General features: G+C 58.9%; 23 protein-coding genes and 2 pseudogenes. 11 read left to right on the forward strand and 14 right to left on the reverse strand.

Translation table 11 applies throughout. The annotated features are described in order from the left end of the window. Window positions 1-39: 39 nt before the first annotated feature. Entirely contained in the window at window positions 40-1,077 is a 1,038-nt protein-coding gene (locus AGR2A_RS25770) for a sensor histidine kinase (RefSeq protein ID WP_072495258.1), read from the forward strand. A 56-nt stretch (window positions 1,078-1,133) separates the two neighbouring features. Here AGR2A_RS25770 and AGR2A_RS30405 read toward each other — a convergent pair whose 3' ends face one another. Both AGR2A_RS30405 and AGR2A_RS25780 read right to left on the reverse strand, forming a co-directional pair. Further along, window positions 1,134-1,382 (reverse strand): DUF982 domain-containing protein, encoded by a 249-nt coding sequence (locus AGR2A_RS30405; protein WP_080823526.1) that lies wholly within the window; start codon window positions 1,380-1,382, stop codon window positions 1,134-1,136. A 53-nt stretch (window positions 1,383-1,435) separates the two neighbouring features. Continuing rightward, a complete protein-coding gene (locus AGR2A_RS25780; RefSeq protein ID WP_137067665.1) occupies window positions 1,436-1,726 on the reverse strand; it encodes a DUF3892 domain-containing protein in 291 nt (96 codons plus the stop codon). 252 nt (window positions 1,727-1,978) lie between these two features. Between AGR2A_RS25780 and AGR2A_RS25785 the strand changes: the two genes are divergently transcribed. After that, on the forward strand, window positions 1,979-5,215 hold the full coding sequence (locus AGR2A_RS25785; RefSeq protein WP_080823527.1) for a hybrid sensor histidine kinase/response regulator: 3,237 nt from the start codon (window positions 1,979-1,981) through the stop codon (window positions 5,213-5,215). Window positions 5,216-5,221: 6 nt separating this feature from the next. Here the strand turns inward: AGR2A_RS25785 and AGR2A_RS25790 are convergent, their stop codons facing one another. Next, a complete protein-coding gene (locus tag AGR2A_RS25790) occupies window positions 5,222-5,434 on the reverse strand; it encodes a hypothetical protein (protein ID WP_072495259.1) in 213 nt (70 codons plus the stop codon). 490 nt (window positions 5,435-5,924) lie between these two features. Between AGR2A_RS25790 and AGR2A_RS30485 the strand changes: the two are divergent. Next, a pseudogene (locus AGR2A_RS30485) lies at window positions 5,925-6,340 on the forward strand (DJ-1/PfpI family protein); the annotation flags it as partial. A gap of 16 nt (window positions 6,341-6,356) precedes the next feature. On the opposite strand, the gene tnpC reads toward AGR2A_RS30485, so the two are convergent. From tnpC to AGR2A_RS25810, 3 genes are all read right to left on the reverse strand, one after another. Then, window positions 6,357-7,949: an IS66 family transposase gene (gene tnpC, locus AGR2A_RS25800; RefSeq protein WP_080823177.1), complete on the reverse strand. Its 1,593-nt coding sequence runs from the start codon at window positions 7,947-7,949 to the stop codon at window positions 6,357-6,359. 73 nt (window positions 7,950-8,022) lie between these two features. Further along, complete coding sequence (gene tnpB / locus AGR2A_RS25805; protein ID WP_037095105.1) at window positions 8,023-8,367, reverse strand: IS66 family insertion sequence element accessory protein TnpB; 345 nt, start codon at window positions 8,365-8,367, stop codon at window positions 8,023-8,025. Then, window positions 8,364-8,711, reverse strand: a complete 348-nt coding sequence (locus AGR2A_RS25810; protein WP_107328138.1) for a transposase — start codon at window positions 8,709-8,711, stop codon at window positions 8,364-8,366. The genes tnpB and AGR2A_RS25810 overlap by 4 nt, the downstream gene beginning before the upstream one ends. Before the next feature lie 437 nt (window positions 8,712-9,148). On the opposite strand from AGR2A_RS25810, the gene AGR2A_RS30415 reads away from it, so the two are divergent. Further along, window positions 9,149-9,451, forward strand: coding sequence for a helix-turn-helix domain-containing protein (locus tag AGR2A_RS30415; RefSeq protein WP_353615852.1), 303 nt, complete (start codon window positions 9,149-9,151; stop codon window positions 9,449-9,451). A 380-nt stretch (window positions 9,452-9,831) separates the two neighbouring features. Here AGR2A_RS30415 and speB read toward each other — a convergent pair whose 3' ends face one another. Genes speB through AGR2A_RS25840 form a run of 5 tightly spaced genes read right to left on the reverse strand, consistent with a single transcriptional unit; the run spans window position 9,832 to window position 13,747 of the window. Next, window positions 9,832-10,785: an agmatinase gene (speB, locus tag AGR2A_RS25820; protein ID WP_080823529.1), complete on the reverse strand. Its 954-nt coding sequence runs from the start codon at window positions 10,783-10,785 to the stop codon at window positions 9,832-9,834. Between the two features lie 19 nt (window positions 10,786-10,804). Further along, a complete protein-coding gene (locus AGR2A_RS25825; protein WP_072495363.1) occupies window positions 10,805-11,584 on the reverse strand; it encodes an amino acid ABC transporter ATP-binding protein in 780 nt (259 codons plus the stop codon). Window position 11,585: 1 nt separating this feature from the next. Beyond that, entirely contained in the window at window positions 11,586-12,233 is a 648-nt protein-coding gene (locus tag AGR2A_RS25830) for an amino acid ABC transporter permease (RefSeq protein ID WP_072495362.1), read from the reverse strand. Continuing rightward, complete coding sequence (locus AGR2A_RS25835) at window positions 12,230-12,883, reverse strand: amino acid ABC transporter permease (RefSeq protein WP_072495361.1); 654 nt, start codon at window positions 12,881-12,883, stop codon at window positions 12,230-12,232. The genes AGR2A_RS25830 and AGR2A_RS25835 overlap by 4 nt, the downstream gene beginning before the upstream one ends. Window positions 12,884-12,901: 18 nt before the next feature. Beyond that, window positions 12,902-13,747: a transporter substrate-binding domain-containing protein gene (locus AGR2A_RS25840; protein WP_072495360.1), complete on the reverse strand. Its 846-nt coding sequence runs from the start codon at window positions 13,745-13,747 to the stop codon at window positions 12,902-12,904. 113 nt (window positions 13,748-13,860) lie between these two features. On the opposite strand from AGR2A_RS25840, the gene AGR2A_RS25845 reads away from it, so the two are divergent. The 4 genes and pseudogenes from AGR2A_RS25845 (at window position 13,861) to AGR2A_RS25865 (ending at window position 17,247) form a co-directional block, all read left to right on the forward strand. Beyond that, complete coding sequence (locus tag AGR2A_RS25845) at window positions 13,861-14,790, forward strand: LysR family transcriptional regulator (protein ID WP_072495375.1); 930 nt, start codon at window positions 13,861-13,863, stop codon at window positions 14,788-14,790. Between the two features lie 136 nt (window positions 14,791-14,926). After that, window positions 14,927-15,644: pseudogene (locus tag AGR2A_RS25850) on the forward strand (IS6 family transposase). A 263-nt stretch (window positions 15,645-15,907) separates the two neighbouring features. After that, on the forward strand, window positions 15,908-16,573 hold the full coding sequence (locus AGR2A_RS25860; RefSeq protein ID WP_072495359.1) for an SOS response-associated peptidase family protein: 666 nt from the start codon (window positions 15,908-15,910) through the stop codon (window positions 16,571-16,573). Between the two features lie 29 nt (window positions 16,574-16,602). Further along, entirely contained in the window at window positions 16,603-17,247 is a 645-nt protein-coding gene (locus AGR2A_RS25865; protein ID WP_072495358.1) for an SOS response-associated peptidase, read from the forward strand. A 7-nt stretch (window positions 17,248-17,254) separates the two neighbouring features. On the opposite strand, the gene AGR2A_RS25870 is transcribed toward AGR2A_RS25865, so the two are convergent. Both AGR2A_RS25870 and AGR2A_RS25875 read right to left on the reverse strand, forming a co-directional pair. After that, window positions 17,255-17,611, reverse strand: a complete 357-nt coding sequence (locus tag AGR2A_RS25870) for a hypothetical protein (protein ID WP_072495357.1) — start codon at window positions 17,609-17,611, stop codon at window positions 17,255-17,257. 307 nt (window positions 17,612-17,918) lie between these two features. After that, the gene (locus AGR2A_RS25875; protein WP_072495356.1) at window positions 17,919-20,888 is read right to left on the reverse strand and encodes a Tn3 family transposase; all 2,970 of its coding nucleotides are present in this window, start codon (window positions 20,886-20,888) and stop codon (window positions 17,919-17,921) included. 155 nt (window positions 20,889-21,043) lie between these two features. Here AGR2A_RS25875 and AGR2A_RS25880 point away from each other — a divergent pair, with 155 nt between their 5' ends. The 3 genes from AGR2A_RS25880 (at window position 21,044) to AGR2A_RS29915 (ending at window position 23,008) form a co-directional block, all read left to right on the forward strand. Then, window positions 21,044-21,637, forward strand: a complete 594-nt coding sequence (locus AGR2A_RS25880; protein WP_072495355.1) for a recombinase family protein — start codon at window positions 21,044-21,046, stop codon at window positions 21,635-21,637. Window positions 21,638-21,861: 224 nt separating this feature from the next. Further along, a complete protein-coding gene (locus tag AGR2A_RS25885; RefSeq protein ID WP_080823530.1) occupies window positions 21,862-22,755 on the forward strand; it encodes an IS481 family transposase in 894 nt (297 codons plus the stop codon). Beyond that, entirely contained in the window at window positions 22,715-23,008 is a 294-nt protein-coding gene (locus AGR2A_RS29915; RefSeq protein ID WP_072528628.1) for a hypothetical protein, read from the forward strand. Before AGR2A_RS25885 ends, AGR2A_RS29915 begins: the two co-directional genes overlap by 41 nt. A 123-nt stretch (window positions 23,009-23,131) precedes the next feature. Here AGR2A_RS29915 and AGR2A_RS25895 read toward each other — a convergent pair whose 3' ends face one another. Continuing rightward, complete coding sequence (locus tag AGR2A_RS25895; RefSeq protein ID WP_080823532.1) at window positions 23,132-24,499, reverse strand: MFS transporter; 1,368 nt, start codon at window positions 24,497-24,499, stop codon at window positions 23,132-23,134. Window positions 24,500-24,511 lie beyond the last annotated feature (12 nt).

Here is a 24,511-nt window from a genome sequence, read left to right on the forward strand (position 1 = left end):
TAGAGCGGTGGACGCAAGGACGGGGCTTAGGGCAAAGTGATGGATCAACCAATCGAGCGAAACGGCAAGAGGGCATCGGCGCGCGAACGCTTCCTCGAGGCCGTACTGCACAGCGCTATCGATTATGCCATCGTCTCGATGGATCTCGACGGACTTGTGACGATCTGGAACGAAGGTGCATCCCGCATCCTGGGGTGGAACGAGGAAGAAATGCTAGGCAAGCCGGCGGCGATTTTCTTCACCACTGAGGATCGGCGGGCCGGTATCCCGCAAGCTGAGATGAAGTCTTCCCTTGAGCAGGGCCGCGGCGCCGACGAGCGTTGGCACCTGCGCAAGGACGGCACGCAATTCTGGGCCTCTGGCGAGATGATGGTTCTGCGCTCGGAAAACGGATCGGCGGAAGGCTTTCTCAAAATCCTTCGTGATCGCACGGAGGAGCGGCAGGCCGTCGAGCGGCAAAAGCTGCTGATGCATGAGCTCAATCATCGGCTGAAGAACTCTCTTGCTGTCGTCCAGTCGATCATCACGCAGTCTCTTCGAAACGCCGGCTCGATCGAGGAGGGCGGTGCGGCCCTGCAATCGCGTATCGCAGCCTATTCCAGGGCACATGACATCCTGCTGCATGAGAACTGGACGAGCACCACGGTCGCCGCAGTCGTCGAAGCTTCCGCTGTCAGCCTGGGTCTGGAAGGTAGCCCGAGGTTGCGGTTCGAGGGATCGCCGGTGCTGCTCGGGCCGCAGGCCGCTCTCTCACTGTCTCTCGTTCTGCATGAACTCGGCACCAATGCCACGAAGTATGGTGCTCTGTCCGGGGCTGAGGGTCAGGTTTCCGTCACCTGGTCGGTTGCCGATGAAGACGGTGCGCAGCAGTTCACGTTCAGGTGGGAGGAGTCCGGCGGCCCTGAAGTCGAGCAGCCAACGCGGACCGGGTTCGGATCGCGGCTGGTCGTATCCAGCCTGAAGGCTTACGGCGATGTTTCCCTAGACTACCAGCCGTCTGGGGTGATGATGAGGTTTCAGGCGCCACTCTCAAAGCTGCAGCATGGTGAGACGGAGGGCGCGGCAACAAGCGCCTGACGTGCAAGCACGTTGACTGAAACAGCGGGCTTGCACCAAATCGTTGATCATAGCTGTCACCGTGTTGCGACGATCTCGATGGATGGACTGCTTTCGATCAGTTCGACAAACGCATCTCTTGCTTTAGTCGGTGACTGCCGTTCATCGAAGACTTCGGCAAAGCATCGCATGGCGGTGTCATAGACTGGCCCGGATTCTTCGGGGCAGCAACTGAAGACACAGTCGGCGGCATCCATGGTGCTCGCGCTATCGCGTGTATCTCCGTTGAACATGACTTTGACAGGCGTTTCCCAACTGTCTCGCATCACGCAGGTCTCAAGTAAAGAAGTCTAATCATGGAAAATTGTTCCCGGAGTTCTTAACTGTCGAAGCAAGATGGCAGGTTCAAAAGAGTCTTGGGCTGGTCGAAGTCAGCGAGGGTCATCAGGTATTTTTTCTTCCCCGGGCCGACTGCAACAAACAGATCGACTTCGTCGCCGATCGGCCGCTGGACGTAAAACTCGCGTTCTCCCGCCTCTATCTGCCGGATAACCTCTTCCACGGGCAATTTCCAATGCGTCGCGCCGGCGCCGCCGAGGTGAGTGATCTGACTGCAGACGTCGTCGGTCGCACGTCTCATGACCGTTTGAACCCGGACCCGATAAGCCACCTGCTTCTCCTCGAACAAGTATGTTGTTTGAACAGCTAATACTAATGTAGGTGGCGGATGGAAAAGTGCAGGGACAAGCGGTCCGAGTGGAGGACCCCTCCGTTGTTCGACTTCAAGCTCTGGCGGGCATGGCTTGGCAACAGGGGGTTGTCCCGGCGTATTCTACAGCCACGCGGACAGGCAGTGGAGAGTGATTCACATTTTTGCCGCAGTCTGATATGAGCTCGGGACAGAAACTGTTTGCCGAGCACCATGAACGAACAAAATTCAAAAAGAAAACACCACCGATCCGGTGGGTTTGCGACCCATATCGACAATCTGGATTGGAGCTTCACGCCCCTTGGGCCACGGATCGCGTGGCCACCGGTCCTGGAGCAGACGCTCAGTCTGGTGATGAGCGCCGGCGTGCCGATGGCGATACTTTGGGGAACCGACGGCGTCATGCTTTACAATGACGCCTACGCCGCCTTCGCCGGTCAACGCCATCCGGATTTCCTGGGTCGTCCGATTTCCGAGGCATGGCCTGAGCTTGCGACGTTCAATTCCCGGGTTGTCAGGATCGTGCTCGACGGCCGCACCCTGTCGTTTCGCGACCGGCATGCTGTCATCGAGCGCAATGGCGAGCTTCAGGATGTCTGGCTGAACCTCGACTTCAGCCCGGTCCGGGATCATGACGGCGTGCCCCTTGGCGTGCTGGCGATCCTGAAGGACACAACCCATCGCGTCCGCACCGAGCAGCGCCTGGCGATTGCCCAGCAGGCCGGTGGTGTCGGCACCTTCGAGTGGTATCCGGAAACGGGCGAGCTAGATCTTTCCGACGAATATCGAAGAATCTGGGGGCTTGATGCCGATACGACGGTGACCGACACCTTGCTGGTAAGCCTGCTTCATCCCGACGACCGGGCAATATCAGGCCCCTCGAGGCTCGCTAACAGCAATCCGCTGGACTACGCCGAATATCGACGGATCGACCAGGTTACCGGAGAGGTTCGCTGGATTGCACGGCGCGGACAGGTGGTATCGAGCGAGCGGACCGGCAAGCGCCGCTTCGTCGGCATCGCCTTCGACATCACCGCGCGCAAGCAAGCCGAGGTCACGCTTCAACAGAGCGAAGAACGCTGGCGCGGCCTGTTCGAGCAGATGCACGAGGGCTTCTTCACCGCCGATATCATGCGTGACGATGCCGGCAAGATAATCGATTTCGTGTTCATCGATATCAACCCGGCATTTGAACGGCAGACAGGCCTCGTCGCTGCAGAAACCGTCGGGAAACCGGTTACTCAGGCAATCCCCGGCATCCAGAGCGACCTGATCGCCACCTATGGTGAAGTCGTCGAAACAGGAACAGCTCGGCAGTTCGAGGTTCATGTCCCGGCCTTGGGGAACCGCTGGTATGAAGCGCATGCTCGAAAGGTGGGCCCTGACCGTTTCGCCGTCCTCTTTCTCGACATCACCATCCGCAAGGCAGCGGAAGAGCGCATGCGCCAGAGCGAGGAGCGGTTCCGGACGTTGTCGCAATCCATGCCCAACCATGTCTGGACAGCTGGCGCCGACGGGTTGCTGGACTGGTTCAACGACCAGGTCCTTGCCTATAGCGGGATGACGAGTGAGGAACTCGGTGGGAGCGGCTGGGCCGGGATGGTCCATCCGGACGATATCGAAGCTGCATCCGAAGCATGGAATGCTGCGAGAACGTCAGCCCAGACCTATCAGACCGAGTTTCGGCTGCGCCGGAATGATGGCACCTATCGCTGGCATATCGCTCGCGCCGTTCCCGTTCTGGCGCAAAACGGCGGCGTTCTGCACTGGATCGGCACCAATACCGATATCGACGATCAGAAACAGGCGGAGGTGGCTCTCGCCGACAGCGCCGCCTATCTCGAGGCGCGCGTCGAGGAGCGAACCGCACAGCTCTTCGAAATGCAGAAGGCTTTGCAACAGTCCCAGAAGATGGAGACGATCGGCAAGCTGACCGGCGGTGTCGCCCACGACTTCAACAACCTGCTGCAGGTCGTTTCCGGCAACATCAATCTCCTGGCAAAAGATGTCGTAGGAAACGAGAAGGCGGAGCGCAGGATCACCAATGCGCTCGCGGGTGTCGGCCGCGGCGCTAAGCTCGCAAGCCAGCTGCTGGCGTTTGGCCGCCGCCAGCCGCTTGAGCCGAAGGTGGTGCATCTCGGCAAGCTTCTTACCGGAATGGACGATCTTTTGCGCCGGTCGATCGGCGAGGCGATTGAAGTCGAAACGATCGTCTCCGGCGGTTTGTGGAATACTTCCATCGATCCGAGCCAGCTCGAAAACGCCGTCCTCAATCTTGCGATCAACGCCCGTGACGCGATGGCCGGCGCCGGTAAGCTGACCATAGAAGTCGGCAACGCCTTCCTCGACGAAGCCTATGCGCGCAATCACCTGGAGGTCGAGGCGGGGCAGTATGTCATGCTGGCGGTGACGGACACGGGGGCAGGGATCGCGCCTGACGTCCTCGAACAGGTGTTTGAGCCATTCTTCTCGACCAAGGAAGAAGGAAAAGGCAGCGGTCTCGGTCTGTCCATGGTCTACGGCTTCGTCAAGCAGTCGAACGGTCACGTGAAGATCTATAGTGAAGTCAGGCAGGGAACGACCGTCAAGCTCTACCTGCCACGAGCCCTGGCAACCGAGGATGCCGAAGTCCGACAGGATTTTGGACCGGTGGCCGGGGGCACGGAAACCGTGCTCGTGGTCGAAGATGACGATCATGTTCGCGATACCGCCATCGATCTGTTGACCGACCTCGGTTATCGCGTTCTGAAAGCCTCGGACGCCCAAAGCGCTCTGGCGATCGTCGAAAGCGGTATCGCGATCGATCTCCTCTTCACCGACGTCGTTATGCCCGGATCGCTGACAAGCCCAGAGCTTGCGAGAAAGGCAAAGCAGCGCCTGCCGCGTCTCGCGGTACTGTTTACCTCCGGCTATACGGAGAATTCCATCGTCCATCATGGCCGGCTGGACGCCGGCGTCGAGCTTCTATCGAAGCCATATACGCGCGAGGCGATGGCACGCAAAATTCGTCAGGTTCTCGGAAATCAGTCGCGATCTGATGCCGCTTCGCCACAGACTATGCTGCCGACGAAGCCGGCGCCAGACGTCACGCCAGAGACAATCAGGGTTCTGGTCGTTGAGGACGACGCGCTCATCCGCCTGGACATGGTCGATATGCTGTTATCGGCCGGCTATGAGATCGAGGAGGCTGGCAGCGGTGAGGATGCTCTTGATCTGATCACGCGACAGCGCTTCGATGTGCTTGTCACGGACCTTGGCCTACCCGGAATGAGCGGCGCTGAGCTTGCGAATGCCGCGAGGTTGATCAATCCGGAGCTTGGTATCGTCGTCGCAAGCGGCCAGAGTGGCCTTCCAGACAATATACCGGAAGGTGCACGATTGCTGTCGAAGCCATTCGATCCGGAGCAACTGAAGGCTATAGTTGCTGAGGTGGCAGGCGATACAAGCTGACCGGCCTCAGCGCGCTTCGACCATGTTGTCGATCACCAGCCTCAAGGTCGCCTTGTCGAGGCGGCCTTTCTGAAGCTGACGCACCAGGATCAGCGCCAGGGCTGCGGCGTCTTCGCTCGATTTAAGAATTCGGTGGCTGTCGCAGGCGTCGTCGAAGACGTGCTGGATAAGGCTGAGGTCTTCCGGCAGAACCGGCTCTCGAACGGTCAATGCGGGCATGCGTTGTAACCTTCTTCGTGCGGACGTATGACGACAGACAAACTCTTCGAATTGGAAGACCGCATGCAGTTGCGCCTTGAAGGTCGAAGGAACATTATCGTGAATGCCACACTTGCGTTACATCCTGGATCTATCGCATTGATGACGGAAAGTGCCAATTCTTCAGGGAACATGCTGAATGGATAGATTCAGATCTGTCGGTTACGACGGAACGACTGTGGGATACAAGTTAGGACCGAAAATGAGATGGTGTTGACCACGCGCCTTGCAGCGCCAACACTGGGAGATGTCAGACTCGGCCCGTTGGCTCGGACGTGGCTATTTGCAGGCCGCCGTCAGCGGGGACGCTTGTTCCTGAAGCGTGAAGTCGAGAGGACTATGACTTGAGATGCCATTTTAGATATGATGCTCATAGCATCGGACTGAACGTCGAGACCGGTTTATCGCTATGACGGGAAGCGCTACTCCCCCCTCTGGAGGGACATTAAATGTGGAGGGCCCCAAGCGGGAGAGGTCGGCTGGCACAAGACGCCGCTTGCGATTTGGTTTCATCCTAAGCCGTTCGTTCACGCTTTCGGCGTTTTCTCTTTTCGTCGATACACTTCGCCTTGCTGGAGATCAGTTGGATCGCTCCCGGCGACTATAGTGATAAGCAGCACTGGCCACTTCATCAAATCCAGTTGCGGTATCAGCATCATACCTACCGTAGGGCTCGTCGAACCTGATGAGTTCGACATGATAGTTGTTGTCGGTGGCCTTCTCTCCGAAGAGATCGCCTGTGACCACGCGACCCTTAAATATATTCAATTGGCGGCGCGGAAGCGAATTCCGCTGATTGGAGTCTGCACAGGATCTTTCGTCCTCGCCGAGGCTGGATTGTTGGGACGGCACGAAACTTGCGTAAGCGGCAAGCTGAGACCGTTCAGCGCGTGTAATTCCAGGGCATGAGTGCATCGAGATCGCTGCTGGGCCAACCATTGGCTATGCGCTCGAGTGTTTGGGTGAGCCAGGCCTGCGGATCGACATTGTTCATTTTCGCTGTTTGAAGGAGCGTGGCGATTGTTGCCCAAGTCCTTCCACCGCCATCGCTGCCGGCGAAGAGGCTATTCTTTCTGGTAATTGTCTGGGGCCGGATTGCACGCTCGACTATGTTGTTATCGAGCTCGATGCGGCCGTCGGTGAGAAAGCGCTCGAAGATGGAGCGACGCGAGGTGGCATAGCGGATCGCCTCGGCCAGCTTCGACTTGCCAGAGATCCGCGGTAGGGTCTTCTGCCAGAGGGAGAAGAGCTCCGTGACAACCGCAGCAGATGTCGCCTGGCGCGCGGCGACACGGGCGTCAGGGCTTTGCCCGCGAGCCGTTTCTTCCACCTGCCAGAGCTTCGCCATCAGTTCCACCGTCTCGGTGGCGATCTTGGAGCTGTCTGAGGCGTGGAGCTCGTAGAACTTGCGCCTGCTATGGGACCAGCAGTAGGCCAGCATCACGCCGTCATTGCCTCCGTCAGATCTGGCAAGCTTGTTATAGGCACCATGTCCGTCAACCTGCAGAATACCGCGATAGCCACTCAGATGCCGGGCGACCCGATCGCCAGCACGGCTATCTTCGAAGCGATAGGCAACCATCGGCGGGCTACTGCCACCGAAGGGTCTGTCATCGCGGGCATAAGCCCAAAGCCAGGCCGTCTTGGCCGATCCGGATCCGGGCGCGAGTGTGGGCAACGTCGTCTCGTCAGCGAAGATACGCTCAGCCTTCTTGATCTCGGCGAGAATGTAGTCGGCCAGGATATCAAGTTCAAAGCCAAGCTTACCCATCCATTGAGCCATCAGCTTCCGGTCAAGCTCGACCTTGTCGCGGGCATAGATTGCCTCCTGCCGATAGAGCGGAAGGCCATCGGCATACTTCGAGACGGCGATCTGCGCGAGAAGCGCTTCCGTCGGAATGCCCGCCTCGATAATGTGCGCGGGTGCGGCGGCCTGAATGACGCCGTCTTCATTTTTGAAGGCATACTTCGGCCGGCGTGTGACGATGACGCGGAACTTCGCCGGCACGACGTCAAGTCGCTCCGAGACGTCTTCTCCGATCAGCACCTTCTGTTTGCCGGCGTGTTCGGGCAGTTCATCCGGCTCGATCACCACTTCGACCCGTTCCAGATGCGGTGCGAAGCCTTTGCGCGGCCGCGGCGGACGTTTGCTGTCGGGATGGGTTGCGCCCTTGTTGACCTGGGCTCGGATCGCAGCGATGCCGGTCTCGATTTCCTCGAAGACAAAGGCCTGCTGCTCATCATCGATGCCTGGAGAGCCGAGTTTTTCTGATCGCCGGCCAAAGCGGGCACGATCAAAGGCTTTCAGGATCTGGGTCAGTCGTCCGATGCGTTCATCAGCATCGGCGTTTCTGGCTTTCAGGTCTGCGACCTCGCTCTCAAGAGCATCGGTGCGCGCTGCCTTCTCGGCCATGGCAAGGACCATAGCTTTCAGGGTCTCCATATCATCCGGGAGCTGCAGATCGGGCGGCGTCATGACGTCTACTAGAGCATATTTTGCTCCGGTTTTCCTGCCCTTTCAGGCGGTTGATTCACTTTGCCGCAGGCATTTACCCAACAATCTCCGGCGGCTTCACCGCCACCGAACGCACCCGTTTCCAGTCCATGCCTTCAACGAGCGCCATGAGTTGGGCATGGTTGAGCTGGACTCGGTTGTGGCCTATCCGCGGCCAGCAAAACTGCGCCTTCTCCAGCCGCTTGGCGTAAAGGCAAACCCCGGATCCATCCCACCAGACGATCTTGATCCGGTCGGCCCGTTTGGCCCGGAAGACATAAAGCGAGCCGTTGAACGGATCACTGCCAGCATCCCGCACCAGCGACAGCAGGCTGTCCGGCCCTTTGCGGAAGTCGATGGGATGGCTGGCCAGGAAGACCTTTACACCTGCGGGGATCATGCTGAGCGAACCGCTCGGATGACACGCTGCAGATGCGCTTCTTCAACATGCCGGCCGACCCGCACGACGATACCGTCAATGTCGATTTCGACGACGGGGTCGGGGTCAGGTGCGACTCTCTGCGGATCAACTGGTGCTGCTAGTCCAGACTCATCACTGCCCAACAGTTCTCTACGCCAGCGGTAGAGTTGGGACGGCAAGATACCGATCTGCCGCGCCACGGCAGACATGTTCACACCGGGCTGACAGGCCTGCTCAACCGCTGTGGCCTTGAATTCGTCGGACCAGAACCGCCGCAACTGTCGCGGCGACCCGTCAAGGCGATCGGGCACCGCCTCGATCATTCGCATCAACCCAAGGCTAGCCGCAGGTCTAGACATAGATCCTCACATTCAGAGAACTCGTATGCCCGACATACCCTACTCAGCATCAGCCGCGCCAGATGGGGTCTCCTTGCCGCTTACAAACTTGCGTGAGTAGGCTCCACTATAACGAATTTCGCGAGCGATATCCTTCCTTGAAGGTCCGACCCGATCGTCTCTTCAATTTCGATGGCTACTTCGGTTCCTGTGCCGGTGGTGCAAGTGCTGCTGACCTCGCCGCGTCCATCGTTCGTTCAAAGCTTGGTCGCGATGCTGAACAAAACGCCCTAGACATCCTTCAAATCAGTAAACCACGTGATAATTGGGATAGCCAAACGAGGGTGCCCATCCAGCCGCCGATTGCCGAAGGTGAACGGGAGAGTGCCCTAGACGCCAGGGTAAATGCGACTTTGATCCTAATGGAGCAGCGGTTGGCAGATCCCATTGTGATCGAACATCTTGCAAGCGCTGTAAGCCTTTCGCGGAGACAGCTTGAGCGGCTGTTTTACAAGGACTTACGCATGTCGCCTGCAGAGGCATATTGCCTCTTGCGGTTGCGTCGCGCAAAGCAACTTGTCACGAGTACATCGCGGCCATTCGTCAACATTGCTGCTGATGTCGGTTTTGGCAGCGCATCGCATATGGCTCGCTCATTTCGCCGTGTCTACGGTCACTCGCCCTCACGCTTGAGGACTGATTGCCTCCAGGTGGACCACGCGTGAAGTCTTCTGCCTGGGTTACGAACGGGAACGTTCTGATTATCCGCGCATATGAGTGGCATGTATACGGCAATTCAAGCGGCATATAATGCGACGGCAAACGCCGTCAGCACGACGATATAAAAACTAGATAACTTCCACACTACCCGAAATTGAGATGGTGACGTCATCTTTTCTTGCTGCTTAGAGACCAGAAATCCTATCGCGCGCTCGATCAAGCTGATGTCCTTGGAGTGTGAAGTGGGAAGAGCTTCTAAGTTTCGATCTGGATTAAAGAGTTTTGGCTGGTTGACCAAACCGTCCTCATTTCTCGCCCATTAAACAAAGCCCTTTCGAAAGGCGAGAGGGTCACGCTCCCGCCTCTGCTTGCGCGACCTACACTTTCATTTGCTATTGTTTATAAATATTCGACCAATCGTATTGAGCAATAGCTGAGCGGCGAGTATCGCCGTCGAACCGGTATGATCGTAATCCGGTGCCACTTCGACGAGATCGACACCGACTATTCTCCCGCGCTTGGCAAGGCCGGCGATCAGCTCAAGGACTTCGTAATAGATAAAGCCGCCATGGCTCGGGGTGCCGGTACCAGGCGCGATCGAGGGATCGAAACCGTCGATATCGATCGTCAGGTAATAGCGCTTGCCGGCCGGAATGCGCTCTAGGACGGCATCGAGGCCAAGCTTGCGGATCTGGCGAACCGAGAGGATGTCGGAGCCTTGCGCGCGGGCATAGTCATAGCCCTCCTTGGCGGTGGAGGAGACGTTGCGGATGCCGAGCTGCGTCATGCCCGTGACCCACGGCTTTTCCGAGGCGCGGCGCAGCGGGCTGCCGTGACCGAAGCGGACGCCATGACGTTCGTCGACGAAATCGAGATGCGCGTCGAACTGCACCACATGGATCGGCTCCTGCTCGCTGAAGGCGTTGATGCAGGGGATGTTGATCGAATGGTCGCCACCGAGAATGACCGGCAGTGCGCCGGCTGCGAGGATCTTGCGAACACCATATTCGATATTGGCGTGGCTCTTCATTGTGTCGGTATGAACGATATCGGCATCACCCAGATCGACGATGCGGACGCCTTCCAGATAGGTGACGTCGTCTTCATGATCGTAGGCACCGGCATGGCCGAAAGCAAAAAGAGTCGATGCCTCGCGGATACCGCGTGGCCCGAAACGGGCGCCCGAACGCCATTGCGTGCCGAAGTCGAAGGGCGCGCCGAGGATAGCGACATCTGCGTCGATCTGGTCCCAGTTTTCCACATAGGGGCTCTTGGCGAAGGTCGAAATGCCGACGAAGGGCAGGTTGAGCCTTCCGTTGTCATAGCCGTGGGTCGTCATAGTCATTCCTTTTCAGGCACTAGAGCGCGCGTTCGCGCCAGGTTTGCAGAAACTGGGAGAGGCGGTCGCTTTCCGGGGTGCTGAAAAGCACCTGCGGGGCGCCCTCTTCGACGATCTGGCCGGCATCCATGAAGACGACCCGATTGGCTGCATGGGAAGCAAAGCCCATTTCATGGGTGACGATGACCATGGTCATGCCTTCGGCCGCCAGCGCCTTCATCACAGAGAGGACTTCGCCGACAAGTTCCGGGTCGAGGGCCGATGTCGGCTCGTCGAAAAGCATGACCTTCGGCCTGACCGCCAGCGCTCTGGCAATTGCCACGCGCTGCTTCTGGCCGCCGGACAGGCTTTCCGGCCGGCGTTCGGCAAAGGCGGCAAGGCCGACCTTGCCCAGCATTTCGCGCCCGGTCTCTTCGGCTGCTGCGCGCGAGAAACCGTGCACCAGCCGCAATGCGAGAGTGATATTCTCCAGAACGCTCATATGCGGCCAAAGATGGAAATGCTGGAAGACCATGCCGATGGGGCTGCGGGCCTCGTTCAGTTCCCTGTTGCCGGCCCGTTCGCGGCCAAGCAGCGTGTCGCGCCATCCGAGCATCTTGCCGAAAATGCGGATCTCTCCGGCGTCATAGGCATCGAGAAAGGCGAGCGAGCGCAGCAATGTGCTCTTGCCGGAGCCGGAGGGCCCGATGATGCAGGTGACGTCGCCGCTGTGAATGTCGAGATCGATGCCGCGCAATACGGTCTTGTCGCCGAAGCGTTTTTCAAGTCCGCGTACGGAAATCGCCGCCGGTAGCGTCATGTCAGGAGCCTTTCACGGCGAAGCGGCGCTCAAGAACGCGCCCGAGCCTCGACAGAATTTCAACGAGTGCCCAGTAGAGGAGGGCGATGGTGAGGTAGGGCGTGACGACCGCGAAGGTGATCGAGCTGATCGTACCGGCCACTTTGGTCAGTTCGCCGAGCGTGATGACGGAAAGCACGGCACTCTCCTTCAGGAGGGCGATCGCCTGCCCGACGCACGGGGGAAGGGTGAGCCGCAGTGCCTGCGGCAGTTCCACATGAAGGAAACACTGTCCCCGCGTCAGGCCCAGCATCTCTGCCGCTTCACGCTCTCCCTTCGGCACGGCATTGAGCCCGGCCCGGAAGATCTCGGCGAACGGACCGGCGCCATAGACGCCGAGCCCGACGATGCCCGCGACGTAAGGGCTGAGCAGCAGCCCGAATTGCGGGCCGCCGTAATAAAGAAGGAAGAGCACGAGTGCGAGCGGTGCCCCCCGAGCGAATTCGACATAGGCACGAACGGCAAGCGACAGCAGCCGAAACCGGCTGCGTAGCGCGCAAGCGAGTACGATGCCGAGAAGAATGGCGATGATGATGCCGCAGATCGATACCGTAACGGTGGTCGAGAGGCCCGCAAGGTAGAGCGGAGCGTCGTTCAGGAAGCCGGTCATTGGCCTTCGCTCCGATGCGAGAGACGTCGTTCGATCAGCAGGCCCACTGCGGCAAGGAGCATGCCGACCACGACATAGAGAAGCAGTGCGGAGGCATAGGCTTCCAGCGGCCGGAACGTGGAGGCCGCCACCTGCTGGGCGCAACGCGTCAGGTCCGTGACCGCAATGACGGAGACGAGCGAGGAATTCTTCACCAGAGCCTGCATTTCACCCACCAGCGCCGGCAGCATGGTGCGGAAAGCCTGCGGTGCCTCGATATGCAGGAAGATCCGGCCGGGCGAGAGGCCGAGCATTCGGGCCGCCTCGATCTCGCCTTTCGGGATCGCCTGAAGGCCGGCCCGGTAGATTTCCGACTGGAAGGCCGCGGTATTCAGCGCCAGCGCCACGGTTGCCGCGACGACAGGTTCCAATTCCAGCCCGACAAAGGGAAGAATGTAGAAAATCACAAGCAACTGGACGAGGATCGGCGTTCCGCGCCAGAAGGAGAGATAGATCCCGGCCAGCGCCTTGACCCATGGACCGCTCCGGCCGGCCGCGGCCAGCAGGAGGGCGAGCGGCGCTCCGAGAAGAAGCGCCGCCAGGCTGATCGTTAGCGTGGTGATCAGGCCATCGAGAAGCGCCGGCCAAATATGTGCGACTGTCTTTTCCATGACCTGCCTGTGCCTGCCTTATTCAGCGGCGGGGAGAGCTTCCGGAAGTTCCATCGGAGCGCCGAACCACTTCTTCTGAAGCTCGGCCAGCTTGCCGGACTTGTTCAGCTTGACCAGTTCGCCGTCGATCAGCGTGTTCAGCGCAGCGCTGTCTGCATCGTTACGGCCGGCCCAAGCGAAATAGGTCTTCGGACCGAATGTCGGCAGAACCACCTCGAACGCGTCAGGGCGCTGGCGTGCCGCTTCCAGGAGGTTCGGAAGCGAGTTGACGACAGCCTCGATACGGCCGGCGCCGAGATCAGCATAGGCTTCCGAGAAGTCGGTGTAGGTGGAAACCGTCACGGCCTGCTTGCCGCCGTCCTTCAACTTTCCAGCAAAGGTTTCGAGCGCCGCCAGCTGCGCCGAACCCGCCTGCGAGCCGACTGCCTTGCCGGCGATGTCTTCCGGGGTGGTGATCGCAGCGTCACCCTTGCGCTTGAGAATGGCCATGGTCGCATCCGCAATCGGGGCCGAGAGGTGGTAGGCCTTCATGCGTTCCGGGGTGACGGTGACCGACGTAACGACATAGTCGAAACGGCCGGCCGCGAGACCCGGCAGAATGCCCTGCCAGGGCAGGTCCAGCCGCTTCAGGGTGACATTCGGCAATGCCTTCATGACCTCAGCCATGATGTCGGCCGAGTAGCCGACGATCTTGCCGTCTTCGACGAATTCGAAAGGTGCAAAGCGCGCTTCGGTGGCGACGGTAAATACCTTGTCGGACTTCACCTTTTCCAGAACGTCTGCGGCCTGCGCGGTGGAGGTCGTCAGCGCGGCCACGAGCGCTGTGCCAATGAGAAGAGCTTTGGTTGTCGATAGACGCTTCATGATTCCGTTCCCCGTTTTCAGTGTTGCGGGAAACAGGAAACCATGGACAACAGCGCAAAAAAATAGGAAAAATATGAAGTTCACATCAGAAATTATGATGTAAGGTGTCGCTCATGCTTCTGGCTCAATCCGACCTCCGGTCCCTAAGCGTTTTCCGTGCCGTGGTGGAGCATAAAAGCTTCCTCGGCGCACAGATCACGCTCGGGCTCAGCCAGTCGGCGGTGAGTTTTCATATCAAGGCGCTCGAAGACAGGCTCGGCTTCAAGCTCTGTCGTCGCGGAAGGGGCGGCTTCGAGCTGACTGATCGCGGCGCGATCGTCCATGAACAGTCGAAGTCGGTATTTCTGGCGCTCAATGCCTTTGAGAGTGATCTGGGGAGCCTGAAGAACCGCATTACGGGAGCGCTGAGGCTTGGTCTCGTAGACAACACGATCACCGATGCCGATCTCCCCATCCACCGCATCATCGCCCGAATAAGCGACAGGGCGCCGGAAGCGCGACTGGAACTGGTCATCGATTCGCCCGATGCGCTGCTGTCGGAAATTGCCAATGGCGGCCTCGACATCGCCATTCTGCCGGAAACCGAACCCTATCAGGGATTGAAGCTATCGCGCCTGCGCGACGAGACCCATTCCCTGTACTGTGCAAAGGGGCATCCGCTTTTCACCCTGGAGGAAGACGAGATCTCGGTGGAGCGGGTGGAGGGGTTCGATTTTGTCGTGCGGCCTTATGCGAATATGCGGGAACTGCAATATTTCCCGAAGGCGCGGGCGCGGGCATCGGCCTCCAATATGGAGGCGCAGGCGATGTTCGTCATGTCGGGCCGCTATCTCGGATATCTGCCGGATCACTATGCGGCCGACTGGGTGCAGAAGGGCATTTTCCGTTCGGTTCTGGCGAGACACGCGCAGATCAAGTCGCCTTTCATCATAGCCACCCGCCTCGGGGAGAAGCCGTCTACTGTACTCGACTTCTTTATTCGAGAACTCGTCGGGTTTGCCTCTGAAGTTCTGCATCGGACCCCTCATACTGGGAAGGGGTGATGCTGGCATCGACGCGCCGGCTTCTCTACCTAGGTGTTTAGTCCGACAGGGCCGTTCCTGCTTAACGATGTGCGACCCCGAGGCCTGATCTGGCCGGACGGCGTTGTCACGTTGTTCGTGGCTTAACGGTTGACGGATAACCGGACGTGATGAGCACGCCGACCATCAGCTACAAGAACCACCGTTTCCCACCGCATATCATCGCCCATGCCGTCTGGCTGTATTTCCGGTTCCCGTTAAGCCTGCGGCTGGTGGAAGAAATGCTGCTGGAGCGCGGCATCGTCGTGTCCTACGAAACGATCCGGCGCTGGGGCCGGAAATTCGGTGCGGCCTACGCAAAGCGACTGCGCAGAAAGACGCCGTCGTGAGAGGATATCTGGCATCTGGACGAAGTGGTCGTGACGATCGGCGGGCGAAAGCATTGGCTTTGGCGAGCCGTCGACCAGGACGGATATGTTCTCGACGAGATCGTGCAGACCCGTCGAGACACCAAGGCTGCCAAGCGATTGCTGATCAGGCTGCTGAAGAAGCAAGGCCTCGCGCCAAAGAGGATTGTCACCGATAAACTGCGTTCATACGGGGCGGCAAAGCGAGATGTGATGCCGGCCATTGAACATAGATCACACAAGGGCCTTAACAACCGTGCGGAAAATTCCCATCTGCCGCTGCGAAAACGAGAACGGGTGATGCAGGGCTTCCGATCCGTCGGCAGTCTGCAACAATTTGTCCGCGTGTTTTCAGCGGTTAGAAATCATTTCGTCCCGTCGCATCAAAAACACTCCGCCCTCGCCACACACATTCATCGGATCCGTGCCATGGCGCACCGGAAGGCCGTGACCGACGCAACTGCCTGAGTTTAACTGAAAGCGCTTCGTCCGGCCTCAGTCGAACAACGTGATAACGCCCTCGACCGACCTCGCAAGCGTCGGGAACCGGGACGGCGGCCTCGGTGACTTCCCGCTTCCCCATGGGTGCGGCGACCAGGTCAAGCATGGAGGAGGACCGGATCCACGGGATGATCCAAAGCCTGTCGTGCAGGCGCGAGAGATCTATATACCGGATCTCCATATCGATAATTTGAAAATCAAATCCAGAAACTTCCACTGAGGAGACCGGTGTGTCGCGCCTGTTTGCAGTCACCAAAAGCCTGGAGGAGATTGTCGCCCACTTCGCGGTCGACATGGCGCCGGCGCTTGAGGTGCCAAGCGAAACGGTCGAAGGCACGAACGGGCTGATCGTGTTGGAGAAGGACGGACTGCGGCTGCTGAAGTCGATCCCATGGGGTTTTCCGCGACAGACACGCGATATGCGACGGGAAGGCGAGCCCCCGAGCCGAATAGGCCTTGTTGCCGATCTCACCAATCCGCTTTGGGATCGAATCGTCGTTCATCCCAGATATCGCTGCCTGATCCCTTTGACACACTTCGCCAACCCCGACGGTGTCAAAGGGGCAAAAACCGGATCGTGGTTTTCGAGGAACCGCCAACCTTTGATGGCCTGGGCTGGGTTCTGCAAGAACACGCCCGACTTCGGCCCCGTCTTCGCCGGCATGACCATGACCGCGAACGAGAAGATCAGGCCGTTCAACGACCGCATGCCGGTTCTGCTCAAGCCAGATGAATACGATCAATGGCTTCACGGTTCGATCGAGGACGTGATCGCCTTCCAGTTTCGCGAGGCGCCGTCAGTGGATGATTTTGAAATCCTGCATACGCGCGATCGCTGGCAAAGTGGCGTTTCGCCCTCCAAGGCTTCACCGCGTCGGGACAACATGCTTATGTAACCAAGGTTTTCAGTCGAAAGGTCTGCAGAATGTGTAACTTGTACACCGTCCGTCTGTCCGCCGCGGAAGTGGCCGCGCACTTCCGCGTACCAAACCCGATGCAGTCCAACGCACCGGAGGAAGTATATCCGGGCACTCCCGGCATGGTGGTGATGGAGACCGAAGGCGTTCGCGAACTTCGCTCGATGGTCTGGGGATTCCCTTTGCGCCTGAAAGGCATGAAGCCGGAAGCGAAGCCGAAGCCGGTCAACAACATCGCGGATCTTGCGAAAGGCATGTGGATCGGCCTCGCCCGAAAGCCGCAATGGCGGAGTCTGATCCCCGTGACGGGATTTGCAGAAGCGGAGGGTGAGAAGGGCAGGATGACCCGGACCTGGTTCTCTCTGAAAGACCAACCGGTCTTCGCCTGGGAGGGGTTGTGGCGGATCAGCGATGAATGGGGGCCGGTTTACTCCGGCGTCATGACGGACGCGAACGAAGCGACACAGCCCGTGCACAATCGCATGCCGGTCCTGCTGCATCCCGACGAGTACGAACAGTGGCTCCACGGTAGCTTCGACGATGCGCTCGCATTCCAGAAGCGGACATTTCCGCCCGAGTTGGTGACGATGGAGCGGACAAGCGAGCTGTGGGCGAAAAAGAAAACGGCACCCGAGGCGCCGTTGCTGCTTTAACGCCGGCCTAGCAGTGTTCAAGGCTGGCGAACCACTCGGCATGAGGCGTGTTCTTGGCCATGTGTCGATTATAATCCGGCGCGCCGTCATTCCACCATGGAGCACCGCGCTCGCCGAGAGCAACCTTGGAATCATCAACGAGACGTCGCGCTTTTGCAAGTGCATCAGGGTCGCCCCTGGCGTCGCGAACGGCCCTTCTTGCCGACATCAACTCTCTGACCAATCTTTCCGGCGTGGCTTCTTTGAGCCTGGGATCGCTCTTGCGCCATAGCCTGCCACGAACGACGAAATATCGCCCATCAGGTGTGCCGGGATATCGGTCCGACGTTCTCCTGGCTTCTGCGTTTGTTGCCTGGTCGGTCATCAGCTCTGTTCCAGGTCGAATTTCATGTCAGCTACAGCTAGGCTTTTACAGCGGCGTATTTTCATGTAACCCTTCGGTGCTGGATCTTCGCGTCGCATCGGGAAACGGATGAACAGGAAGTGGGAGTGATGCAAGGCGCGCCTCCGTCTCCGGCGTCACATGACAGCGAAGCCCCGAGACTGGCACGATGCCATACCGTGCAAAGTGGGGCCTTATGAGGTCGTAGCCACGCTGGTCGCCTGACTGAAAGGGGTCGGAACAAGGTCTGTTCAAAATCCTGCGCTAAGCTCGAACGAACCCTGAACATTCACGCTGCGCGAAGGATTTTTCCGGGAAGCCGCAGGGGCCTGAAGCCCTCGAACATCTGCTGCTCGGTGTCCCAGGAATAGATGCCGGTGAGATTTATGTGCTCCCAACTGAGGGGCGAGGCGTGTTTCAGCAACTCGTCGGGGATAATTCGGCCTTGCTGGCGCAGATGAGCCGTTGCCCGGCTGAGATAGACGGTGTTCCAATGGACGATAGCGCTGACCACCAGGTTGAGGCCTGAAGCCCGGAATGCCTGACTGTCAAAGGAGCGATCACGGATCTCGCCGCGCTCGTGGAAAAAGACGGCGCGTTTGAGCTTGTGAGCGGCCTCGCCCTTGTTGAGCCCGGCTTGGCAACGCCGGCGTAGCGCCGGGCTGGAATACCACTCGATCATGAACAGGGTGCGCTCGATGCGGCCGAGTTCACGCAACGCTTTGGCCAGATCGCTGGATTTCGACGACGCGGAGAACTTCTTGAGGATCGCCGACGGCGCGACGGTGCGCGTCGTGATCGAGGCGGCAAGGCGCAGGAGTTCGTCCCAATGTTCCATGATGAGGGCGGTGTTGATCGGCACGCCGATATGATTTGCCAGCGCCGGATAGCTATCGGCCTTCTCGAAGGTGTGCAGTTTCCGGTCCTTGATATTGCGAAGGCGCGGCGCGAAGCGCTTGCCGATCAGGCAGAACAGCGCAAAAACATGATCGCTGGCGCCGCCGGTATCGGTGAACAGCTCCTCGATCTCCAGAACCGTGTCATGGTCGAACAGGCCGTCGAGCACATAGACGGCCTCGCTTTCGGTCGGGCTGATCGGCAGGATGCTGTCGTATTGGTCGGAAAGCCCACTATAGAATTTTGAGCCCGGCTCACTGCCATAGTGCAGGTTGATATCGCTGCGCCTAGCGGCCCGGTCACTGGCGCGGAAGAACTGCCCATCGGATGAGGCTGTCGTTCCGTCGCCCCAGATCTGCGAATGCGGATGGCGCGTATGGGCATCGGTAACGCAGGCCTGCGCGGCCCGATAGGTTTCGGAGCGGGCATGGAAGCTGCGCATCCAGCCGATCTGGTGGGCGCTGATCCCCTTCGACGCCCCCGCCATGCGTTTCGGGCCGAGATTCGTGCCATCGGCAAGCACGCCGGCCAGCATGGCAGCGATGTTCTGCGGTGCATCTCCCGTCCGGACATGGGTGAACTGGTCGGCAAACCCCGTCCACTCATGCACTTCCCGCAGAAGATCGGGCACCTCGACCAGAGGATACATCTGCGTGATTTCGGTATTGATGACTTCCGCCGCGGCGGGAACATCGCCGGTCAGCGGCGTCACGATCAGCGTGCCGTTTTCCATCCTGACGCCATCGAGCTTGCCGAAACGGGCTCGCCAGGCCAGCCGTTTGAGGTTGACGTCCATCATCTCCCGGACGTCCGCGAGCCAGGCAGCGCAGTCGGTCTGGACACCAAGGCCAAGCTGATCTTTGTCCTTCAGGGCGACAAAGGTTGGCTTCGGCATGAGATCTTCGTCTATCGGCCGGAATGACCGGCTGCCCTCGACCCACACATCGCGCGAATGCAGCCGGTCCCGTAGATGAGCGAAGGTGGCGATTTCATAAAGCCGCCGATCCGGCTTGCTATCCTCGAAGACCAGTTTTCTTTCGTTCGCACCCAGATGGCCGACCGGAACGCGATCCGGTAGGATACGACGCCCTTCCGCATAAAGCATTTTCAGGGTCGCGACCGCCGCAAGCAGCGGATCGTGCCGGCGACGCGAGCGGAACGTGAATGCCTGAAGGAACGCGCCGGCGAACCTGCGGATGTTTCCATGTTGCTCGGCCGCCAGCACCAACGGCGAAGCGTTGGCGCTCTCCACCATCGCCTCAAGGCCGGGTTTGATCTGCAGCAGCCGATGCCAGCCGACTTGCCGGTTTACCGTCTCGATCGCATCTTCATCGGCATCATTGGCGGCCTGCAAGGCAACGATCGTATCGAGGAACAGCCGCAGCGCCTTGGACGTTTCCATGCGGGCGCTCATGTGACGCTGCTTCTTCCGGTTGTTCGCCTGGGAGAACAGCCGGCCCATCAGTTTGATGAACATGGTCATTGCATCGTCGGTGAGCTTCTGGCCAAGCTTGATGATCTGCACCACGATCGTCGCACGCCGGCGGCTGGCGCCAAATTCGCCGGTGAGCCAGGCCGGTGCTGCATCACCTTCCCGGACCATCTGGTCCCATCGTCCGGAGGGGATGCGGGCCTGCAAGCGCGGATCGATCCCGAGCGAACGCAGGAACATGATACGCTCCGTCAAACCGACCAGATTCCCCGCTCCCGGAGCATCGGGAGCGGAACGCAGCCAATGGAAGCGCGTCTGCCCGATTGCAGGATCAACAGCCAATAGGGCATCGAGGGCTTCGAGCTTGTCCGGATCGAGATCCGAGATCAGCGCGGCCTCGGCACGGCGGCGGGCGATTGCGCGCGCTGCCAACCCCATGCGCTCGATCATGGTCACTGCCGCCAGCAGAACCCGGCGCTCCCGATACGTGGCAATGATTGCATTTGCGATCATCGCTCCCTTGTCTGTCGTTGAAGCTGTGTCGATAGCTGCCAGGAGCGCTGCGCGTCGATCCTCGCCTGTAGGGCTTCTCATTTCGAGATAGCCCAACAGGCGTGCGGCGTGGTTCATGCGTGTTTCTTCGCGGCGAGCATACAATTCGAATGACGCTGGATCGGCTCCGACTTGCTCAGCAACATGGTTGAGCATCGGCATGGGAAGGGCTTCGTTGGCGATAAGCGCACGGCCGGGATAACGCATCAGGCAGAGCTGCAGCGCAAAGCCGAGCCGGTTATGCTCGCGACGACGAACCTCGATTTCCAGCCGATCGGCCGACGACAGGGAATAATGACGGATCAGACTGTCTTCATCAGTTGGAATGCCGAAAAGCTCTTGTCGATCATGAGGCTTGAGAAGAGTCCTCCGGGCCACCGTTGTTACTCCTTACTATATGCGCTGGTGGCCAAACCTCTGTCCGGAAACGGACGTTTGCGTACAGGGCCGGAACACACTGTCCACAAATTATCTTGACAGGCTTATGAACAGAGGCGATATTTTGGACACCCTATTCGGACAAAATTGCCCTCATGCCGCGCACCTTTGCCTATGTCCGCGTCTCCACGACAGGACAGACCACCGAAAACCAGCTTCAGGAAATCGGAGCCGCCGGCTTCCAGGTCGAACCGCGCCGGATTGTCACCGAGACGGTTTCCGGCAGCACCGCCATCGCGCAGCGCCGCGGCTTTTCCCGGCTCATGGACAAGCTGGAGTCCGGCGACATTCTGATCGTGACAAAGCTCGACCGCCTCGGCCGTGATGCGATCGACGTCAGCACCACCGTCAGAACGCTGGCCGAAATGGGTGTGCGCGTCTATTGCCTCGCGCTCGGCGGAGCCGACCTCACCAGCTCGTCCGGCACCATGACCATGAACGTGCTCAATGCCGTTGCGCAGTTCGAGCGGGATTTGCTGATCGAGCGGACACAATCCGGTCTCAAGCGCGCCAAGTCGGAAGGCAAGACCCTCGGCCGGCCCTTCACGCTCAACGATGAACAGAAGCAGGGTGTCCGCAACGATCTCGCGATGGGCATGAGCGTTTCGGCGATCGCCAGAAAATTCGCGACCAGCCGGCAGACCATTATGCGGGTTCGCGACGAGGGTTCACGCTCCGTTCGACCTTAGCGCAGGATTTTGAACAGACCTTGTTCCGACCCCACCTTGCGACGAAATGCACGTCTGATTGGCATCACGCGATTTATCTGAGGCGCATAGGAGGCTGGCGATGTCATCCAGTCTGCGCCGATCTAGGTTTGAGTCATTTTGCTCTAAGCAAATCACGGACCTGTAGAAAAGTAGGGACCTTCGAGACATCCTGTTTTTGACTTTCGATCACAAGGATAATCGCGATGATGACATTCCGACGGGAAGTTTCACATAAGCTGCGCGTTCTTCAACATGCCGACCGTCACGGTGACGTTTCGCAAACCTGCCGCTATTTCGGTATTGGCAGAGCCAGCTTTTATCGATGGAAATCGGCTTTCGAGCGCTTTGGCGAGGCCGGGCTTGAGAACCGATCCTGCGCACCAAAAAACCCCGCTAACCAGAAGCCTGCAGAAATCATCGAGAAAGTCTTGCATCTGCGCACCAGATATCATCTCGGCCCGATGCGCATTTCCTGGTATATGAGCAGGTACCATGCCATCACCATCTCCGACGCCTGCATCTATCGAATTCTGAAGCGGAACGGGCTCAGTCGGCTTCCCGGCGGTACACGTGTCAGGAAAATCCATACTCAGAGATACGAGCAGCGTGTGCCGGGGCATCAGATACAGGTCGATGTAAAATTCCTGAAATTTGAAGGCGTTGACGGCAAGATCGTCAAGCGTTTCCAATACACGGCAATCGACGATGCAACCCGCATCAGAGCCTTGAAGGTCTATGATCGCCACACCCAGGCCAACGCGATAGACTTCATCGACACCGTAATCGCCAAATTCCCGTTCCGCATTCGCGAAGTGCGCACCGATAATGGGCACGAGTTCCAGGCCAAATTCCACTGGCACGTCGAAGACCAGGGCATTCGGCACGCCTATATCAAGCCAGCCTCGCCCCAACTAAACGGGAAAGTCGAACGGTCACACCGTACCGATGATCAAGAATTTTATCAGCTTATGTCATACACAGATGACACCGACCTCGTTCAAAAGCTTAGCGAATGGGAGAGGTTCTACAACCTTGCAAGGCCGCATGGCGCTTTCAATGGCAAGGCACCTTACGAAATCCTTCGCGAACGCCTATAATCAACACCAGGATGTCTCATCGCCCTTCAGAAGATTACATGGCCAGCCGCCGGGCGATTTCATCACGCTGGACCAAGAGGACTGGCAAAGGCTTCTCGACGTCAACCTGCGCGGCGTCGCCTTCGGGTTGCGGCACGGCCTGCCGCCGATGCTGGAACGGGGATATCTTTGTTCGCTGGGTCTGGCGCATGCTCTGCTCGCCGGCGGCGGCAATCACCTTCGGCCAGCCTCGGGCGTTCATCTCAAGGAATGAGGCATAGTTCGCTGAGACAAACTTCCTGGGGAGCTGATGGCGATTCCGATGAGCAGAACGATCGAATTGGCCTGCGGAAACCCAGTAAAGCCGCTGCAATTCGCAGCGGCTCTATAATTCTCGTTACTGCAAATTGGTCTTGTCGTTTCGCAGTAGCCCGGTGTCACGCCGATCGAGCGCTAGGTCTTTCGTCTCCGGAATGAGCAAGCCGGTTAACAGGGTGATCCCGGCAACGCCCATCAAGTAAAAGAGAAACCATTGGTGATGTCCCGTCTGGGACAGGTAAGTATTCACATAGGGCGCGGTCCCACCGAAGATGGCAGTAGCGAGGGAAAGTGGCCCGCTTACGCCCGTGGCCCTGATATTGGTAGGGAAGACCTCTGTCCACACCGCAGTATTGACCCCGAAGAGGCAGGCGACGATGAGGAGTGCGATGATCATCGCCGTCAAAAGGCCACCGAGGGTGTTGTCGATAAGGCCGTCAAGATAAAGCGTTAGCGCGATAAAGCCCAAACCGAAGAGAATGACGAAGAGCCGACGCCCATACTTGTCAGCCAGCCACCCGACCAGCGGGATCGCAATGAGAAAGACGCACTGCGCGAGAAGGCTGGCTGTCAGGGCCGACTGGGGATCCAGGCCGCGGGCGATCTGGGCATAGGTCGGGCTATAGATCAGCCAAGTGTAGAACATGATCGAACCGCCCGCCGACAGGCCGAATACGGTGGCGATGCCGCGCCAGTTGCGGATCAGCGCCTGGGTTTTGCCGCCCGATGCTTTGTGCTGTGCTTGGATGTTTTCGAACACGTCTGTTTCGGTAAGCCTGCGTCGAAGATAGAGACCGTAGAGGCCAAGGATACCGCCGAGAGCAAAGGGAATGCGCCAGGCCCATTCCTCAATTTGGGCACGTTCGAGGTTGCCGCTGATGAGAAGGCCGGTGATCGTGGCGAGCATGGTGCCAAACACCACGCTGACCCACGACGTGCTACCGAACAGAGCCCGTCGGTTTCGCGGCGCGCGTTCAACGAGATACGTTACGGACGTTCCCATCTCGCCGCCATGAGAGACGCCTTGAGCAAGCCTTGCCACGAGCAGGATGACCGAAGCAAAAATGCCGATGCTCTCGAAGGTCGGAGAGGCTGCGATGACGAGGCTTCCTCCGGCAGTGATCAGCATTGCAAGTGTGAGGCTTTTTTTTCGGCCGACCTTGTCTGCATAAAGGCCAAAGACGAAGCCGCCGAGTGGACGGGTGAGAAAGCCCGCCGCAAAGACCGCGAGTGCGGCAAGAAGCGCGGCCGCTGGGTCGGTTGATGGAAAGAACTGAATAGCAAAGTAGGGTGCAAAGATCGTGTAGATCGTCCAGTCGAACCATTCGAGGGTGTTGCCGAAATTGACGGCAAACAGATCGCGAAGTCGGCTTTGTTCCGGTTCTTTTGTTTCTCGGATATAGGTGGCTGTAGTCATATCGTTCCCCTTTTTTTGCAGGGTGGTCATTCCGACCACTCC

The organism is Agrobacterium genomosp. 2 str. CFBP 5494, assembly GCF_900013495.1.
GTDB classification, from domain to species: domain Bacteria; phylum Pseudomonadota; class Alphaproteobacteria; order Rhizobiales; family Rhizobiaceae; genus Agrobacterium; species Agrobacterium pusense.